17 protein-coding genes, 1 tRNA gene and 1 other RNA gene are annotated in these 16,146 nt (G+C 71.3%); 7 read left to right on the plus strand and 12 right to left on the minus strand.

Features of this window, described 5'->3' with window-relative positions; all coding sequences use genetic code 11:
• Positions 1 to 25 precede the first annotated feature (25 nt).
• The gene (locus tag RAB71_RS16985) at positions 26 to 1,870 is read right to left on the minus strand and encodes a glycosyltransferase family 39 protein (RefSeq protein ID WP_010342484.1); all 1,845 of its coding nucleotides are present in this window, start codon (positions 1,868 to 1,870) and stop codon (positions 26 to 28) included.
• A 36-nt stretch (positions 1,871 to 1,906) separates the two neighbouring features.
• Between RAB71_RS16985 and RAB71_RS16990 the strand changes: the two genes are divergently transcribed.
• Genes RAB71_RS16990 through RAB71_RS17005 form a run of 4 tightly spaced genes read left to right on the plus strand, consistent with a single transcriptional unit; the run spans position 1,907 to position 6,279 of the window.
• Complete coding sequence (locus RAB71_RS16990) at positions 1,907 to 2,860, plus strand: MoxR family ATPase (protein ID WP_010342485.1); 954 nt, start codon at positions 1,907 to 1,909, stop codon at positions 2,858 to 2,860.
• A 5-nt stretch (positions 2,861 to 2,865) separates the two neighbouring features.
• A complete protein-coding gene (locus RAB71_RS16995) occupies positions 2,866 to 3,822 on the plus strand; it encodes a DUF58 domain-containing protein (RefSeq protein WP_041499967.1) in 957 nt (318 codons plus the stop codon).
• On the plus strand, positions 3,815 to 5,764 hold the full coding sequence (locus RAB71_RS17000) for a DUF3488 and transglutaminase-like domain-containing protein (protein ID WP_010342488.1): 1,950 nt from the start codon (positions 3,815 to 3,817) through the stop codon (positions 5,762 to 5,764). The genes RAB71_RS16995 and RAB71_RS17000 overlap by 8 nt, the downstream gene beginning before the upstream one ends.
• A complete protein-coding gene (locus RAB71_RS17005; protein ID WP_010342490.1) occupies positions 5,761 to 6,279 on the plus strand; it encodes a Slp family lipoprotein in 519 nt (172 codons plus the stop codon). Before RAB71_RS17000 ends, RAB71_RS17005 begins: the two co-directional genes overlap by 4 nt.
• 88 nt (positions 6,280 to 6,367) lie before the next feature.
• Here the strand turns inward: RAB71_RS17005 and RAB71_RS17010 are convergent, their stop codons facing one another.
• The 4 genes from RAB71_RS17010 to dnaX form a co-directional block, all read right to left on the minus strand.
• Positions 6,368 to 6,715: a histidine triad nucleotide-binding protein gene (locus RAB71_RS17010; RefSeq protein WP_010342491.1), complete on the minus strand. Its 348-nt coding sequence runs from the start codon at positions 6,713 to 6,715 to the stop codon at positions 6,368 to 6,370.
• Positions 6,716 to 6,790: 75 nt separating this feature from the next.
• Entirely contained in the window at positions 6,791 to 7,405 is a 615-nt protein-coding gene (recR, locus tag RAB71_RS17015; protein ID WP_010342492.1) for a recombination mediator RecR, read from the minus strand.
• 218 nt (positions 7,406 to 7,623) lie between these two features.
• The gene (locus RAB71_RS17020; protein ID WP_010342494.1) at positions 7,624 to 7,944 is read right to left on the minus strand and encodes a YbaB/EbfC family nucleoid-associated protein; all 321 of its coding nucleotides are present in this window, start codon (positions 7,942 to 7,944) and stop codon (positions 7,624 to 7,626) included.
• Positions 7,945 to 7,950: 6 nt separating this feature from the next.
• On the minus strand, positions 7,951 to 9,786 hold the full coding sequence (gene dnaX / locus RAB71_RS17025; protein ID WP_104609541.1) for a DNA polymerase III subunit gamma/tau: 1,836 nt from the start codon (positions 9,784 to 9,786) through the stop codon (positions 7,951 to 7,953).
• Between the two features lie 236 nt (positions 9,787 to 10,022).
• On the opposite strand from dnaX, the gene RAB71_RS17030 reads away from it, so the two are divergent.
• Positions 10,023 to 10,115, plus strand: a tRNA-Ser gene (locus RAB71_RS17030).
• Between the two features lie 258 nt (positions 10,116 to 10,373).
• Positions 10,374 to 10,470, plus strand: an RNA gene (gene ffs, locus RAB71_RS17035) — signal recognition particle sRNA small type.
• 443 nt (positions 10,471 to 10,913) lie between these two features.
• Here the strand turns inward: ffs and RAB71_RS17040 are convergent.
• Genes RAB71_RS17040 through RAB71_RS17070 form a run of 7 tightly spaced genes read right to left on the minus strand, consistent with a single transcriptional unit; the run spans position 10,914 to position 15,072 of the window.
• A complete protein-coding gene (locus RAB71_RS17040; protein WP_010341145.1) occupies positions 10,914 to 11,360 on the minus strand; it encodes a molybdenum cofactor biosynthesis protein MoaE in 447 nt (148 codons plus the stop codon).
• Positions 11,361 to 11,363: 3 nt separating this feature from the next.
• The gene (locus tag RAB71_RS17045; RefSeq protein ID WP_010341144.1) at positions 11,364 to 11,609 is read right to left on the minus strand and encodes a MoaD/ThiS family protein; all 246 of its coding nucleotides are present in this window, start codon (positions 11,607 to 11,609) and stop codon (positions 11,364 to 11,366) included.
• A complete protein-coding gene (gene moaC / locus RAB71_RS17050) occupies positions 11,606 to 12,124 on the minus strand; it encodes a cyclic pyranopterin monophosphate synthase MoaC (RefSeq protein ID WP_010341143.1) in 519 nt (172 codons plus the stop codon). Before moaC ends, RAB71_RS17045 begins: the two co-directional genes overlap by 4 nt.
• A gap of 31 nt (positions 12,125 to 12,155) precedes the next feature.
• Positions 12,156 to 12,530, minus strand: a complete 375-nt coding sequence (locus RAB71_RS17055; protein WP_010341142.1) for a DUF4440 domain-containing protein — start codon at positions 12,528 to 12,530, stop codon at positions 12,156 to 12,158.
• A gap of 3 nt (positions 12,531 to 12,533) precedes the next feature.
• Positions 12,534 to 13,568 carry a GTP 3',8-cyclase MoaA gene (gene moaA, locus RAB71_RS17060; RefSeq protein ID WP_010341141.1) on the minus strand — a complete coding sequence of 345 codons (1,035 nt, stop codon included), beginning with the start codon at positions 13,566 to 13,568 and terminating at the stop codon, positions 12,534 to 12,536.
• Entirely contained in the window at positions 13,565 to 14,323 is a 759-nt protein-coding gene (locus RAB71_RS17065) for an MBL fold metallo-hydrolase (protein WP_010341140.1), read from the minus strand. The genes moaA and RAB71_RS17065 overlap by 4 nt, the downstream gene beginning before the upstream one ends.
• On the minus strand, positions 14,323 to 15,072 hold the full coding sequence (locus RAB71_RS17070) for a 3-deoxy-D-manno-octulosonic acid kinase (RefSeq protein WP_010341139.1): 750 nt from the start codon (positions 15,070 to 15,072) through the stop codon (positions 14,323 to 14,325). The genes RAB71_RS17065 and RAB71_RS17070 overlap by 1 nt, the downstream gene beginning before the upstream one ends.
• Positions 15,073 to 15,092: 20 nt before the next feature.
• Between RAB71_RS17070 and RAB71_RS17075 the strand changes: the two genes are divergently transcribed.
• A complete protein-coding gene (locus RAB71_RS17075) occupies positions 15,093 to 16,142 on the plus strand; it encodes a glycosyltransferase family 9 protein (protein ID WP_010341138.1) in 1,050 nt (349 codons plus the stop codon).
• Positions 16,143 to 16,146 lie beyond the last annotated feature (4 nt).

Genomic DNA, 16,146 nt, shown 5'->3' on the forward strand with positions numbered 1-16,146 from the left:
CGGCGGAAAGGCGCGCCATCCTAGCTCAGTGCGGGCGCAGCACGATCGGTTGTTCCCACCAGTCCTCGACGCTGCCGTCGCGGCCATGCAGGCGCAGGCCCAACCAGTGCGTGCCCGGTGCCAGGCCACTGGCATCGACGGCGGCGCGGAAACCGATGTTCGGATGGTTGGGATCGGTGGAGATCTTCCAGAATCTGGTCACGTCGTAGACGTCGCCGTAGTGCGCCTGCGCCGCGACCTTGCCGTCGAGCAGCACCTCGATCCGGTCGATCCCCACGCCGTCCTTGAACGCCCAGCCGGACACGTCGAAGCGGCGGCCGACGCTGGCGTCCACGTCCGGGGTGTTGAACCAGGCCATCGCCGGCGTGGTGCAAGGCCCGCTCGCACGCTGCGCCGGCAGCGCGAACAGCAGGAAACGCTGGCTGCCGTGGTCGCTGGACACCACCCGCGGCGGCGGCAGCGGACCGACCAGGTCGCACACCGCGTGGTAGCGCTGCAGCAGCAGCCGGTACTTCATGTCGCTGGGCGAGAGCACCAGCAGCCGCGGACCGTCGCGGTGGCCGTCGTTGAGCAGGCCCCACTGCTGCAGTTGCGCGCTGCGCCCGTGCTTGTCGTTCAACGGATGCGGCAGCACCTGGATGTTCGGATCGCGCAGTTCGAAGCCGAGTTCGGCACCGACCTTGAAGTTGTCCGCCAGCACCTTGGTGCCGGGCGGCATGCTCGCCAGTTCGCGACGCACCGCGCCGGCCAGCGGCCGCCAGCCGGCGAAGTTGCGCGGATAGTACTTGTCGCCGGCAGTGTGCTCGCGCACCGCCGGCACCGACACCGCCAGGTAGTAGCCGAACGCACCGACCAGGCCCAGCCCGGCCAGCAGCCAGGTCGCGCGGCGCAGCGGCTTGCTCCAGCCGTTGAGGATCACCGGCGTGGCGATCAGCAGCGCCAGATAGCCCGGCAGCGGCCAGTGGAAACTGACCCGCTCGGCGTCGGTGAAGAACCCGAGCAGGAAGATGCCCAGCGTGGACACGCCACCGAGCAGCCCGAAATACCGCCACTGCACGCGCGTGCCGCTGCTGCCGCCGCGCGTGGCCATCAGCGCCACCTTGGTCATCGCCACCGCCAGCAACGGCGTGACCAGCAGCAACTGGATTAGCAGGAAGGCGATGCCGGCGGGCTGGAAACTCCAGGGATGGCGGTCGACCAACTGGAACTTGAGACCGGCCTCGCCGTTGTCCGCGTTCCAGGCCAGCAGCGGCAGCCAGGCGACCATGCCCAGCGCCAGCGCGACCCAGACCTGCGGATCGCGCAGCATGCGCCGGCCCTGCGGGATCAGCAGCAGCGCGATCGCGCCGACGCCGATCACGCCGACGAAGCGGTAATGGCTCAGCGCGCCGATGACCAGGCCCAGCGCCAGCTCCACCGCGCTCAGCGCCTCGGTCTGGCGCAGCAGCCGCGCGGTGGCGTCGATGCACAGGATCGTCGCCAGCGCCATCGGCACGTCCGGCAGCGCCAGGATGCCCAGGGTGCCGGACAGCGGCATCAGCAAGGCCAGGCTGCCGGCGCGCCAGCCGGCCACTGCGCCGAACCAGCGCGTGGCGATGCGCGCGATCAGCCACGGCACGGCCGCGCCCAGCAGCAGGAACGGCGCGCGCAGCGCCAGCAGGTGATCGCCGCCGAGCGCCACGCCCAGCCGCGCCAGCCACGCGGTCAGCCCGGGCAGGTCCGAGTAGGCCAGCGCCAGGTGCTGGCCTTCCTGCCAATAGAATGCCTCGTCCACGAACAACGGCAGGCGCGCGGCGACCAGCAGTTTGGCGGCAGTGACGAGCGTCCACAGCACGATGAAGACGCTGCGTGCACGTTGTTCCCCTTGCATTGCCCGTAAACTCCCTGAAACCGTTGCGAGAATGCGATGCCTAGTCCGCCCCGCTTGCCGGAAATGCTAACCGATACGTTGCGCGAGGCGCTCACGCGCGCCCAGCAGCAGGTCAACGCGCTGGTCCTGGGCAAGCCGCAACAGGTGCGCATGGCGTTTGTCGCCCTGCTGTCCGGCGGACATCTGCTGATCGAGGACCTGCCCGGCCTGGGCAAGACCACGCTGGCGCATGCGCTGGCGGCGAGCCTGGGGCTGGGCTTCCAGCGCGTGCAGTTCACCTCCGACCTGCTGCCGGCCGACGTGCTCGGCGTGTCGGTGTACGACGCGCAGTCGCGCCAGTTCCAGTTCCATCCCGGCCCAGTGTTCACCCACGTGCTGCTCGCTGACGAGATCAACCGCGCGCCGCCGCGCACGCAGAGCGCGCTGCTGGAAGCGATGGCCGAACAGCAGGTCACCCTCGACGGCACCACCCATCCGCTGCCGTCGCCGTTCTTCGTGATCGCCACGCAGAACCCGGTGGACCTGTCGGGCACCTTCCCCCTGCCCGACTCGCAACTGGACCGCTTCCTGCTGCGGCTGGCGCTGGGCTATCCCAACGCCGAGGCCGAACGCGCGCTGCTCAGCGGCAGCGACCGCCGCGACCTGATCGCGCAGGCGCAGCCGCTGCTCGGCGAGGCCGACATGGCGACCCTGCGCCAGGGCGTGGAGCAGATCCATGCCAGCGAGGCGCTGGTCGGCTACGTGCAGGCGCTGCTGGCGCGCAGCCGCCAGCATCCGGGCGTACGCGTGGGCCTGTCGCCGCGCGCCGGCATCGCCCTGCTGCGCGCGGCCAAGGCGCATGCGCTGCTGCTCGGCCGCGGCCATGTGCTGCCCGAGGACGTGCAGGCGCTGTTCGTGGCCGTGGCCGAGCATCGCCTGGTGGCCGAACAGGAATCGGCCTCCGGCCAGGCCCTGGCCAAGGCGATCCTGCACAGCGTCGCGGTGGACTGACACCGATGCCGGGCGGGCGGCGCGACTGGCGGCAGCGACTGGCGCAGTTGGCCGCGCCGCGCGCGCCGGAAGCGCTGCCGGTGCATCTGGACCGGCGCCGCATCTACATCCTGCCGACGCCGTTCGGCGGCTTCCTGGCACTGCTGCTGGCGGCGATGCTGCTCGGCGCGCTGAACTACAACAACAACCCGGCGCTGCTGCTGGCGATGCTGCTCGGCGCGGCGGCAATGGCCAGCGCCATCGTCGCCCATCTGCAGTTGTCCGGACTGCGCCTGGAGGCACTGTCGGCCGAGCCGGTCGCGGCCGGGCAACCGCTGCGCCTGCGGCTGGCATTGGCCACCGCCGACGGCCGCCGCCGGCGCGGCCTGCGCGTGCGCCACGGCGCCGCGCACACCTACCTCGACCTGCACCGCGACGATCGAAACGAGGCCGACCTGGAGGTGCCCACCGAGCGTCGCGGCTGGCTCGACCTGCAACGCATCCAGGTCTCCACCACCCAGCCGCTGGGCCTGCTGCGCGCCTGGGCCTGGTTCTGGCCGGACACCCCGCTGCTGGTCTATCCGCAACCGGAAGCCGACGGCCCGCCGCTGCCTGCAGGCGCCGGCACCCCGACCCAGACCCGCCTGCACGCGCTCGGCGAAGAGCTGCACCAGCTGCGCCCGTATCGCGCCGGCGACGCGCCGCGGGCGATCGCCTGGAAGCACTCGGCACGCCGCGACACCCTGCTGGTGCGCGAGTACGAACGCCCGATCGGGGTGGACGTGGTGCTGGACTGGCGCACGCTGCCGGCGTTGCCGCACGAACGCCGCATCGCACGGCTGGCGCGCTGGGTCGAAGAAGCCGAGCGCGACGGCCGTCGCTATCGCCTGCTGCTACCGGGGCAGCCGGCGCTGGGGCCGGGCCGCGGGCCGCAGCACCGGCATCTGTGCCTGCGCGCGCTGGCGCTGCTGCCGCATGGCTGAGCCGCGCTCGCCGACGCTGCATGCCGTCAGCCGCGCCTGGGCCCTGGGCGCGGCGCTGCTGGCCTTGCTGCCGCTGCTGCTGCAGTTGCCCGGCACCCTGGCCTGGCTGATCGCGTTGTCGGCGCTGCTGATCGGCGCCAGTTCGGCGTGGCGGCCGCTGCCGGCGCTGCTGCGCCTGGTCCTGGTCGCCGTCATGCTCGCGGCGCTGTACTGGCAGGTCGGCCTGCGCTTCGGCCGCGACACCGGCTGCGCACTGCTGGCGGCGATGCTGGCGATCAAGCCCTCGGAACTGAAGAGCCTGCGCGATGCGCGCAGCCTGCTCGGCTTCGCCCTGTTCGCGCCGTTCGCCGCCTTCCTGCTCGACCAGGGGCCGGTGACGATGGCGCTGGGGCTGGCCGCGGTGATCGCGGCGTTGCTGTGCATGCAGCGCCTGGCCGACCAGGAAGGCCACAGCGCGCGGCGGCCGCTGCGCGGGCAACTGCGCGGCGTCGGCCGCCTGCTGGCGCTGGGCCTGCCGCTGGCGCTGGCCGCGTTCTGGCTGTTCCCGCGCCTGGGCTCGCCGCTGTGGGGCGTTCCGGAACGTGCGCTGGGCCGACCCGGCCTGTCGGACACGATGAGTCCGGGGCAGTGGCTGGACCTGTTGGCCGACGACACCCCGGCGTTGCGCGTGCAGTTCTTCGGCCCGGTGCCGGCGCCGGCGCAGCGCTACTGGCGCGGGCCGGTGCTGTGGGACTTCGATGGCCAGACCTGGCGTGCGCCGCGCGACAACGCCTTCGCGCCGGCACCGCCGATCCAGCTCGCACCCGGCGGCTGGGACTACCAGCTCGAGGTGGAACCGACCGACCGCCGGCAATTGGTCGCCCTGGACCTGCCGCGGCAGGCGCCGTCCGGCACCCGGCTGACGGCCGACGCCGTGCTGCAGACCGAGCGCCCGCTCAGCGCCCTGACCCGCTGGCGGCTGCGTTCGGCACTGCCGCAGCGGGTCGAGCCCGATCTCGCGTCGGCGCAACGGCAGCGCGCGCTGGCGCTGCCGCCGGGCTACAACCCGCGCACCCTGGCGCTGGCCCGGCAGTGGCGGCAGCAGGCCGGTGCCGACGATGCGGCGATCGTCGCCCGCGCCCTGCAATGGATCCGCCGCGACTTCGCCTACACCCTGGAGACGCCGCCACCCGGCCGCGACGGCGTGGATGAGTTCCTGTTCCAGCAGAAGGCCGGGTTCTGCCAGCACTTCAGTTCGGCATTCGTGGTGCTGATGCGCGGCGCCGGCATTCCCGCGCGTGTGGTCACCGGCTATGCCGGCGGCACCCGCAATACCTTCGGCGACTACTGGGTGGTGCGGCGGATGGACGCGCACGCCTGGGCCGAGGTGTGGCTGCCGCAACGCGGCTGGGTGCGGGTGGACCCGACCGCGGCGGTGGCGCCGGAACGCATCTACGACACCCTGGAGGACCGGCTCGATGGCGGCACCGGCGCGCAGGGCGGCGCCGGCGACTGGCGCTGGCGCGACCTCGCCGACTGGGCGCGGCGCGGCTGGAACGACCTGGTACTGTCCTTCGACGCCAGCCGCCAGCAGCGCCTGCTCAGCCAGTTCGGCATCGCCCGGTTGGAACCCGGGCAACTGGTGGCGCTGTTCGCCGGATTCGCCGCTGTGCTGCTGGGCGCGATGGCCTGGTGGCTGGCCCGCGGCGAGCGCGAACGCGATCCGCTGCTGCGCGCCTGGCGGGCGCTGGGCCGACGCTACGCCCGGCGCGGGCTGGGCCGCGACCCGCACGAACCGGCACTGACCTGGGCCGCGCGCGTGCAGCGGGAAACCGGCGATGCGAGCCTGATTCCGCTCAGCCGGCGTTTCGCCGATGCGCGCTACGCTGGCGCTGATTCGGACAGCGCTTCATTGTTGCGCGACCTGCGCAGGCACCGTCCGCCCACTGGAGCATCCCGATGAAGATTCGCCTGCTGTTCCCCGTGATCGCTGCGTTGGCGCTCGGCGCCTGCGCCACCGCCCCCAAGCCGCTGCAGGGCCAGTTCGCGCCCGTCAGCCCGCGCGACTCGGTCGCCGGCCAGCAGGCCGGCGCGCCGGTGCGCTGGGGCGGCAAGATCATCAAGACCACGCCTGGCCAGGGCCAGACCTGCTTCCAGATGCTGTCGCGTCCGCTCAATGCCAGCGGCCGCCCGGACAGCGATTCGGCCGACGCCAGCGATGGTCGCTTCATCGCCTGCCGCGCCGGCTTCTACGATCCGGCGGTGTTCGAGCCCGGCCGCGAGGTGACCTTCATCGGCCACGTGTCCGGCTACGACAACACCCGCATCGGCGACTACGACTACCGCCTGCCGAAGATGGACGCGGACGTGGTCTACCTGTGGCCGGTGGTGCGCCAGGTCGAAGTGGTGCCCGCCTACCCGTACGGCCCCTGGGGCGGCCCGTGGGGTCCGTGGGGCCCGCGCTGGGGCTGGTGGTAAGCCCTGCGTTTCTGCCGCAACGAAGAACGCCGCTGATCCCAGCGGCGTTTTTTTATACATACCTGCCGGTTGGCGCCGGCCGCGCGACTCAGGGCGTGCCGAAGCGTCCCAGCGGCGCGCCGGCGAGCAGATGCAGGTGCAGATGGAACACGGTTTGCCCGGCGTGCTCGCGGCAATTGATCACCACCCGGTAGCCGTCCTGGGCCAGGCCCTGCTCGCGCGCGTAGCTGGCCGCGGCCAGCACCAGCCGGCCGACCAGGGTCGCCTGCTCCGGCGCCAGGTCGTCCAGGGTCGGAATCTCCACCTGCTTGGGGATGAAGAGCACATGCACCGGCGCCTGCGGCGCGATGTCCTTGAAACCGAGCACGGCGTCGTCCTCGTAGACGATGCTGGCCGGAATTTCGCGACGGATGATCTTGCCGAAGATGGTGTCCATGGAGCGCGCCCGGAACGAAAGAAGGGGCCGCCGTTATAGCCCAATTCGGCGTCGCGCCGCAGCCGCGTGCGGCGCTTACTCGCCGGCGCCGGCGCGCGGCACTTCGCTGCGGCTGCCGAATGCGTGCGACAGCGTGCCGCGATCCACGTACTCCAGCTCCCCGCCGAGCGGCAGGCCCTGCGCCAGCCGGCTCGGCCGCACACCGTGCTGGCGCGCCAGTTGCGCCAGGTAATGCGCGGTGGCCTCGCCCTCGACCGTGGAGTTGGTGGCGATGATCAGCTCGGCCACCTCGCCCTGCGCGAGCCGCGCGCCCAGCCGGTCCAAGCCCAGTTCGCGCGGGCCGATCCCGTCCAGCGGCGACAGCCGGCCCTGCAGGATGAAGTACAGGCCGCGGTAGCCGGTGGCGTGCTCGATCGCCAACCGGTCGGCCGGCGATTCCACCGCGCACAGCTGCTGGCGATCGCGGGCGGGACTGGCGCAGATCGCACAGATCTCGGTTTCGCTGAAATCGCGGCACTGCGCGCAATGGCCGATGCGCTCGATCGCCTCGTGCAACCGCTCGGCCAGCCGCTGCCCGCCTTCGCGCTCGCGCTCGAGCACGTGGTAGGCCATGCGCTGCGCGGTCTTCTGGCCGACGCCAGGCAACACGCGGAACGCATCGATCAGTTGTTCGAGCAGCGGCGAGCTCATTGTGGGTGGGGATTCGGGAGTGGGGATTGGGGATTCGTAAAAGAAGCATCGCTGTCACGCGATGTTTTCGTAGGGGCGGCTTCAGCGGCGAGGAGTTTTACCGGTAATGCCCATCGCGGCTGAAGCCGCTCCTACAAGAGGAATTCACCGAAGCAGGAAGGGCAGCGCACTCGCGAAAAACCGCAAATCCCCAATCCCGAATCCCCAATCCCGGCCTCTCAGAACGGCAGCTTCATGCCCGGCGGGATCGGCATGCCGGCGGTGGCCGCGCCCATGCGCGCCTTGGACTCGGCATCGATCTTGTTGGACGCATCGTTGAAGGCGGCGGCGATCAGGTCCTCGGCCATTTCCTGGTCGGCCAGGATGCTCGGATCGATCCGCACCTTGCGGCACTCCTTGGCGCCGGTCAGGGTCACGTTGACCATGCCGCCGCCGGCGCTGCCGATGACTTCCAGCTTGGCCAGTTCTTCCTGGGCGCGCTGCAGGTTTTCCTGCATCTTCTGCGCCTGTTGCATCAGTTGGGCGATATTGCCGCGCATCGTGGTTCACTCATCGTAGGGACGGATGGAATCGGGAACGACCCGCGCGCCTTGCTGCTGGATCAGCGCCTGCACCGCCGGGTCGTTCATGAACGCGGCCTCGGCCGCGTTCTGGCGCTCGCCGCGTTGCCGGTGCGAGCGCTCATGCAGGGTTTCGGCATCGACCGCGATGCCGCTTTCGATGACGATCTTCGGGCGCTGGCCCAGCGCGTCGGCCAGGGCCGCGGCCAGTTCGCCGAGCGAGCGCTCGGACTGCAGGTATTCGAAGCCCGGCGACAGCGACAGGCGCAGCACGCCCTCGGCATGACTGACGAAGGCGGCATTGGCGGCGAGCTGCCGCGACGGGCCGTTCAGGCCGCAATCGGCGACCAGCTCCAGCCAGTCCTCGGCGCTGTGCAGCGCGCGCGGCGTATCGGACACGGGTGCATGGGTGCGCGGCGGCGGCGCCAGCGGCGGCACCATCGCCATTTCCGGTTCGGCGGCGGCGGCCGGGACCACCACTGGCGCCGGCGTCGCGACGGGCGCGGACGGCGCCGGGCGTGCTGCCGGCGGATCCCAGGGCGGATCCAGCGGGGCCGCTGCGGCGGTGGGCGCAGCCGCCACGGGCGCAGCGGGAACCGGCGCGGCAACGGCAGGCGCCGCCGGGGCAGCGGCAGCCACCGCGGCCGGCGCAGCAGGCGCACTGGCCGCAGCGGCCGGCGCAGTGCCGTGTCCTTGCGCCGCCGCACCGGTCGCGGTGCCGGCCGGCAGCGCCGCGGCGCCCATCGGCCGGAACGCCAGCATGCGCAGCAGCGCCATCTCGAACCCGGCGCGCGGGCTCGGCGCCAGGTACAGGTCGCGGCGCCCGTTCAGCGCCATCTGGTACCACAGCTGCACGATCTCCGGCCGCAGGCGCTCGGCCAGCGGCGCCGGGTCCAGTCCGTCCAGCGCGGGCGTGGCCGCGCCCGGCACCAGCTGCCGCACCTGGATGCGGTGCAGGGCCTCGGCCAGCGCCTCCAGTACCCCGCCCCAGTCGGGCGAGAACTCGGCCAGCCCGGCCACCACCTGCAGCAGCCGCTGCCCGTCGGCATCGGCCAGCGCGTCCAGCATCGCCCCGACCTGGGTGCGGTCGACCGTGCCCAGCATCGTCCGCACCACGTCGTCGCGCAGCGCGCCGCCGGCGTAGGCGATGGCCTGGTCGAGCAGCGACAGGCCATCGCGCAGGCTGCCGTCGGCGGCCTTGGCCAGCTGCACGATCGCCGAGGCATCCACCTCGATCTGCTCGGCGGCCAGGATCTTGGTCATCTGCCCCTGGATCTGCTCCTCGTCCAGACGCTTGAGGTTGAACTGCAGGCAGCGCGACAGCACCGTCACCGGCAGCTTCTGCGGGTCGGTGGTGGCGAGCAGGAACTTCACGTGCTCCGGCGGCTCTTCCAGGGTCTTCAGCAGCGCGTTGAACGCCGCCTTGGAGAGCATGTGCACTTCGTCGATCAGGTAGACCTTGAACTTGCCGCGCGAGGGCATGTACTGCGCGTTCTCGATCACCTCGCGCACGTCGTCCACACCGGTGTTGGACGCGGCGTCGATCTCCAGCAGGTCGATGTAGCGGCCGGCGTCGATGTCCAGGCAGGCCGCGCACTGGCCGCACGGGTCGGCGCTGGTGCCCTGCTCGCAGTTCAGCGACTTGGCGAAGATGCGCGCGATGGTGGTCTTGCCGACACCGCGGGTGCCGGTGAACAGGAACGCGTGGTGCACCCGGCCGCTGTCCAGCGCGTTGGTGAGCGCGCGGACCACATGCTCCTGCCCCACCAACTCGGCGAAACGCTTGGGGCGCCACTTGCGGGCGAGAACGAGATAGGACATCAGGCGACCGTCTTCATCTGAACCACCATTGTGCCACGCCGGGCCACCGCGATCGTTCAGTCGCCCGCTCAGCCGCCGTCCCGACGCGCGCCGCCTCCGGCGCAGGGCCACCTGTGACGATGAACAGGGCAAAGTTGACGCCGGTCAGCGCGGCCGCGGCGGCTCGCCTTGTGAACGGCGGCCATGACGGCTAGAATTCCCGCCCTTGCCCGGACCGCATGGCCCGCGCAAGACCCGGAGAGGTGTCCGAGTGGTTGAAGGAGCACGCCTGGAAAGTGTGTAAGCGTCTAAACCGCGCTTCGGGGGTTCGAATCCCCCTCTCTCCGCCAGATTGAAAGTGTTGAGATGGCCCAGTCGCGTGAGTTTCGCCGGCGCCTGGGAGGGGGTGAGAACCCCCGGGTTCGACAGGTGGCGTAGCCACCTGCACGGCGAAGCCGCCCGAAGGGCGAGGCATCGAAGATGCCGAGTGAATCCCCCTCTCTCCGCCAGATTCGAATGCGCTTCCCTCGCAGAGTTGCTTCGCCCATGGCGTAAGAACTCAAAGGGAAAGACCGCGCCACTGGCGCGGTTTCGTCTCTATGGTGGCCCCGTCGGCCCCTCGCGACGCTAGGTCGAAAACCCCGCCAGGGCCGGAAGGCAGCAACGGTATCGATCGACGCGGGCGCCGAGGTCAGCCGGCGGGGTTACCACCCTCCTACCGCAACGCTGCCTGCCGCATGGACACATTCTCGCCTGTGCGATGTGCCCTACCGAGCATGAGCGTCCTTGCGGCACACACCGCGCCCGGCTAGCTTCGTGCCCCTGGCTAGTCGTTGGCACCGGCCGTGGCGACGGCGCAGGCATCCCTGCACCGGCGGCGCTACTTCGGCGCATATCGATCGACGCGGGCGCCGAGGTCAGCCGGCGGGGTTACCCTTCTACGACGAACGATCAGCCCTCGATCGCAAGCAGCAGACTGCGTCTGCAGAAAGCAACAGCCATCCCGGCCTGTCATTCGTTCCGGCCGTGGCGACGGCACAGAGATCTTTGCGGCGGCAGGATATGCTTGGCGCGGCGCGGTCAGCCGGCGGGGTTACCACCCTTCTAAGACGACGAATGATCAGCCTCGATCTCGATCGCGCACGCCGCTATCCGCGCGACGTCGCCTGCGCCTCCGGATGCAACCACCCCGCATCGCCCTCGCGGTAGCGTTCGCGCTTCCAGATCGGCACGCGCGCCTTGACCTCGTCGATGACGTAACGGCAGGCGTCGAACGCCGCGCCGCGATGCGCAGCGACCACGCCCACCCACACCGCCAGGTCGCCGATCGCCAGTTCGCCGACGCGGTGCACGCAACGCAGGTCGAGGATGGCGAAGCGGGCCACGGCCTCGTCGACGATGCGTTGGCCCTCGGCCTCGGCCAGCGCGGCATAGGCCTCGTAGTGCAGGCCGTCGACCGCGCGGCCGTCGTTGTGATCGCGCACCCAGCCTTCGAAGCTGGCGTAGGCGCCGGCCTGGGCGTGCGCCAGCGGGGCGCGCAGCGTGGCGATGTCGAGCGGGTGGTCGTCCAGCCGGAAACGCGGTTCGGTGGACATGGCTCAGCCTCCCGAGACCGGCGGGATGAACACCACTTCGCTGCCGTCGCGCACCGCCTCGTCCCAGCCGACGAAGGCGCCGTCCACTGCCACCCGCAACCGATCCAGCGGCCAGCGCAGGCCATGGCGGGCATCGAGTTCGGCATACAGCGCGCGCAGGTCCGGCGCATCGGTGCGCACCTGTTCGCGCTCCAGGCCCGCGGCCTCGCGCAGGCTGGCGAAGTACAGCACGCTCACCTCTGCGCTCATGCCATGCTCCCGACGTCGCGCTTGCCGCCACGCTTGCCGACCAGCCGCACCGGGCCGATGGTCATCGCATGGGTCAGCGCCTTGCACATGTCGTAGACGGTCAGCGCAGCGACGCTGGCACCGGTCAGCGCCTCCATCTCCACGCCGGTGCGGTGCACGGTGCGCACCGTGCATTCGATGCCCAGCACCTGCGGCGAGCGCCAGTCGATGGCGAAGCGGCAGCCGTCGATCGGCAGCGGATGGCAGAACGGAATCAGTTCGTGGGTGCGCTTGACCGCCATGGTGCCGGCGATCACCGCGGTGTCGACGATGCCGCCCTTGGCGCTGCGCAACGCATCGGCGCGCAATTGCGCGGCCACGGCCGCGGGAAAGCGCACCTGCGCCTCGGCCACCGCAACGCGCGCGGTGGCGGCCTTGGCGGAGACGTCGACCATGGTCGGCAGCCCCTGCGGGTCCAGGTGGGTCAGCGCCGGCGCGGCTGCGCGCGCGGGCGTGGCGGAGGTCTTCTTGGTCATGGATTGCGCTGCCGCTCCCACGGCGCGATCTTCAGGCGCCGCCGGGGATCGGCGTGCCCTGGTGGAACAGCATGCGCCATCGGCCGTCGCGATACTGCCAAAGCGAACTACGCAGCGCCTGCCGCGGCGGCTCGCCGCCGCCGCTGCGCTCGCTGCGATAGCGCAGATGCGCCAACTCCAGCTCCAGCAGTTGCACATCGATGTCGAAGGCACGGTAGCGAAATGCGCCCGACTCCGCCGCCAACGCCTGCAGCACTGCCGACTTGTCGAAGCGGCGGCCGGAGGCGCCGAACTCGACGAAGGCGTCGTCGAGCAGTTCGGCCACGCGCTCGGCCGAGGCGCGCACCGCCGGCTCCAGCAATTCCAGCTCCAGCGCGACCAGCGCGTCTTGCACCGCGGCGTCCATGACTCAACCGCCGATCAGGAACATTTCGACATGCTTGCCGCGCGTGGCCGACGCCGCACCGCGCAGTTCGCTGTAGCGATCGTCGCGGCGCTCCCACAGCGCGCGCACGCGCTCGGCCAGCGCCTCCTCGCCGCCGGCCAGCGCCGGCCGCAGGTCGGTGCCCTCGCCCGCGAACAGGCAGGTGTAGAGATGGCCGTCGGCGGAAACCCGGGCGCGGTGGCAGTCGCCGCAGAACGGCGCGCTGACCGAAGTCACGAAGCCGATCTCGCCGCCGCCATCGGCGAAGGCATAGCGCGCGGCGACCTCGCCGGAATAGTGCGGCGCCAGCGCCTGCAGCGGCCAGCGCGCGGCGATGCGGTCGCGCAACTCGGCGGCCGGCACCACCCGCTCGCGACGCCAGGCGTTGCAGGTGCCCACGTCCATGTATTCGATGAAGCGCAGCACGTGGCCGCTGCCGCGGAAATGCGCCAGCAACGGCAGCACCTGGTCGTCGTTGATGCCGCGCTGGACCACGCAGTTGAGCTTGACCGGCCCCAGCCCGGCCGCCACCGCCGCGTCGATGCCCTCCAGCACCTGCGCGATCTCGCCACGGCCGCCGGACAGCTGCCGGAACACCGCCGGCTCGATCGCATCCAGGCTGACCGTGACCCGGCGCAGGCCGGCCTCGCGCAAGGCCTGCGCATGCCGCGCCAGCAGCGTGCCGTTGGTGGTCATGGCCAGATCGTCCACCCCGGGGATGCGCGCCAGCCGCCGCACCAGCTCGGGCAGATCGCGGCGCAGCAGCGGCTCGCCGCCGGTCAGGCGCAGCTTGTTGACGCCGTTGCGGACGAAGGCGCGGGCTACCGTCTCAAGTTGCGCGAACGACAGCCGCGATGCGGCGTCGAAGCCGTAGTCGTCCGGCACCTTGTCGGCCGGCATGCAGTAGCCGCAGCGGAAGTTGCAGGCCTCGATCACCGACAGGCGCAGGTCGCGCAACGGCCGCCCGCGCCGGTCCGCCGGCGTCGCCGACGCGAGCGGCGGACGCGGCAGCGCGTTCATCCCGCCGGTACCTGCGGCGCGCGCGGTGCGGACAGCACCACGCGCTCGCCCGGCCGCGCCACGCGGTGGCCGCGCGCGCGCAGCGCCTCGGCATCCTCGTCGCTGGCGTAGTGGTAGAGCATGGTCCGTTGCAGCAGCTCGGCGGGGTATTCCCGCTCCAGGTCGTCGACCCCAGTATGCGACGGGTTGCCGTGAAGACCGCAGTCGTGGGCCACCAGTTCGCCGTCGTCGGCATACCGGTTCAGCATTTCCGGGATTGGCCGGGTATCCCCGCTCCACACCAGCGCGCCCTGCAGGCGCAGGCCGTAAGCAGTCTCCGGCCAGTGGTGACGCACCGGGAACACCTCCAGGCGCACGCCCTCGTGCCAGAACGCATCGCCCACCACGATCAGCTGAAACGCATCCCAGAAGTTGGCGCCGCCCTCGGCCAGCACGTTCGGATAATCGGCCACCCGCCGGTGCAACAGCGGCACCACCGTGGCCGGCACATACAGCCGCACCTTGCCGCGGCGCGCGGAAAAATAGCTGTCCACGAACAGCCGCTCGAAGCCGGCGACGTGGTCCAGGTGCACGTGGGTAACGAACAGCGCCTGCGGCATCGCGCCATAGTGCGCCTGGTAGGCGGTCAGGCCCTCGCCGCCGCAGTCGATGGTCAGCCATGGCCGGCCATCGCGCTCGATGGTGGCCATCGGCGAGCCCAGCGCCACCGCCGAGGCATTGCCCACCCCCTGGAAGCGCAGCGCCCAGTCCGTCATCAGCAGCCGCGCTCCCAGGCCAGGTCGTAGGCGCGGCGCAGGCGCGCGTAGTCCTTCTCCACCGCATCGACGCTGCGCTCGCCGCGCAGCTTCAGCAGCGAACGACGCAGCCGCTTGAGGTTGCGCTCGCGCCAGCGGGTGGCGGGAATGCGCAGCACGCCGCGGTCGAAATCGATCAGCCAGCCGCGGCCGTTGCCGTCGAACAGGATGTTCTGCGCATTGAGGTCGGCGTGGTCGAGGCCGGCGCGATGGAAGCGCGCGATCAGCCGCCCCGCCTCCTCCCACGGCGCGCCGCGACCGGCCAGATGCGCACGATCGGCCAGCGAGCGCACACCCTCCAGCCGCTCCATCAGGATCGCCGCGCGGTAACGCAGCCCCTGGCGCAGATAGCAGGCCGCCAGCGGCCGCGGCACCGGCAGCTTGCGCGCGATCAGCGCGCGCATCAGCCGGAACTCGGCGAAGCTGCGGGTGCGGTCGGCGCCGGTCCACAGGTAGCGGTCGCGGACCAGCTTGGCGACCAGCCCGCCGCGACGGTACTGGCGCAACACGCAACTGCCGAACGGCGCATCGACGAACCAGGCACCGCCGCGGCCGCCGGCATCCACCGGGCGCGCACGTTCGCCCCAGGCGGCGGCGGAGAACAGCGTCGGTTCGGCTTGCCGCAGTCGTTCGCGGTCGAACAGAATGGCCCCGTAGCCGCGGCCCTCGCGGTACGGCGTCAGCGCTTCGGTGGCGTCGAATGCAACCATCCAGCGAGTCTAACAACACCATGCCGGCAACGCTCCCTTCGTTGTGCCTGTTGCGCCTGTCGGCGCTGGGGGACGTGACCCACGTGGTGCCGCTGGTGCGGACCCTGCAGCGCGCCTGGCCGCAGGCGCCGGCATTGCACTGGATCATCGACAAGGCCGGGCACAAGCTGCTGGACGGCCTGCCGGGCGTGGTGTTCCACACCTACGACAAGCGCAGCGGCCTGGCCGGCATGCGCGCCTTGCGCCGCGAACTGCCGGCACACGGCTTCGATGCGCTGCTGCAGATGCAGGTGGCGCTGCGCGCCAACGTGCTGTCGGCGTTCGTGCCGGCGCGCCGCCGCATCGGCTACGACCGCAGCCGCTCCAAGGATCTGCACGGCCTGTTCGTCAACGAGCGCATCCCCGACCGCCCCGGCATCCACGTGCTGGAGGCGATCGGCAGCTTCTGCGAGCCGCTGGGCCTGCGCCAGACCGAGGTGCGCTGGGACCTGCCGGTGCCTGAGGACGCCCATGCCTGGGCGCGCGCGCAATGGCCCGAGGACGGCCGGCCGGCGCTGCTGATCTCGCCCTGCTCCAGCCACCAGCGTCGCAACTGGTATGCCGAGCGCTACGCCGCGGTGGCCGACCATGCCGCCGCGCAGGGCTGGCGGGTGGTGCTGTGCGGCGGCCGCAGCGACTTGGAGCGCGGCACCGCCGACGCCATCGTCGCGGCGGCGCGCACGCCGGTGCTCGACCTGGTCGGCCGTGACACGCTCAAGCAACTGCCGGCGCTGCTGCAGCGCGCCGCACTGGTGATGACACCCGACTCCGGCCCCATGCACATCGCCAACGCCATGGGAACCAAGGTGCTGGGCCTGCACGCGGCCAGCAACCCGCGCCGCAGCGGCCCGTATTCGGATATCCGCTACTGCGTGGACAAGTACGACGCGGCTGCGCGCAAATACCTGGGCAAGCCGGCCGCGCAGTTGAAGTGGGGCAGCAAGATCGAATTCGATGGCGTGATGGAACTGATCGGCGTGGAAGATGCGATCGCCGCGTTCGAGCGCTACCGCGCCGACCACGGCCACTGAGGCC

It is taken from the genome of Xanthomonas sacchari, assembly GCF_040529065.1.
Taxonomy (GTDB): domain Bacteria; phylum Pseudomonadota; class Gammaproteobacteria; order Xanthomonadales; family Xanthomonadaceae; genus Xanthomonas_A; species Xanthomonas_A sacchari.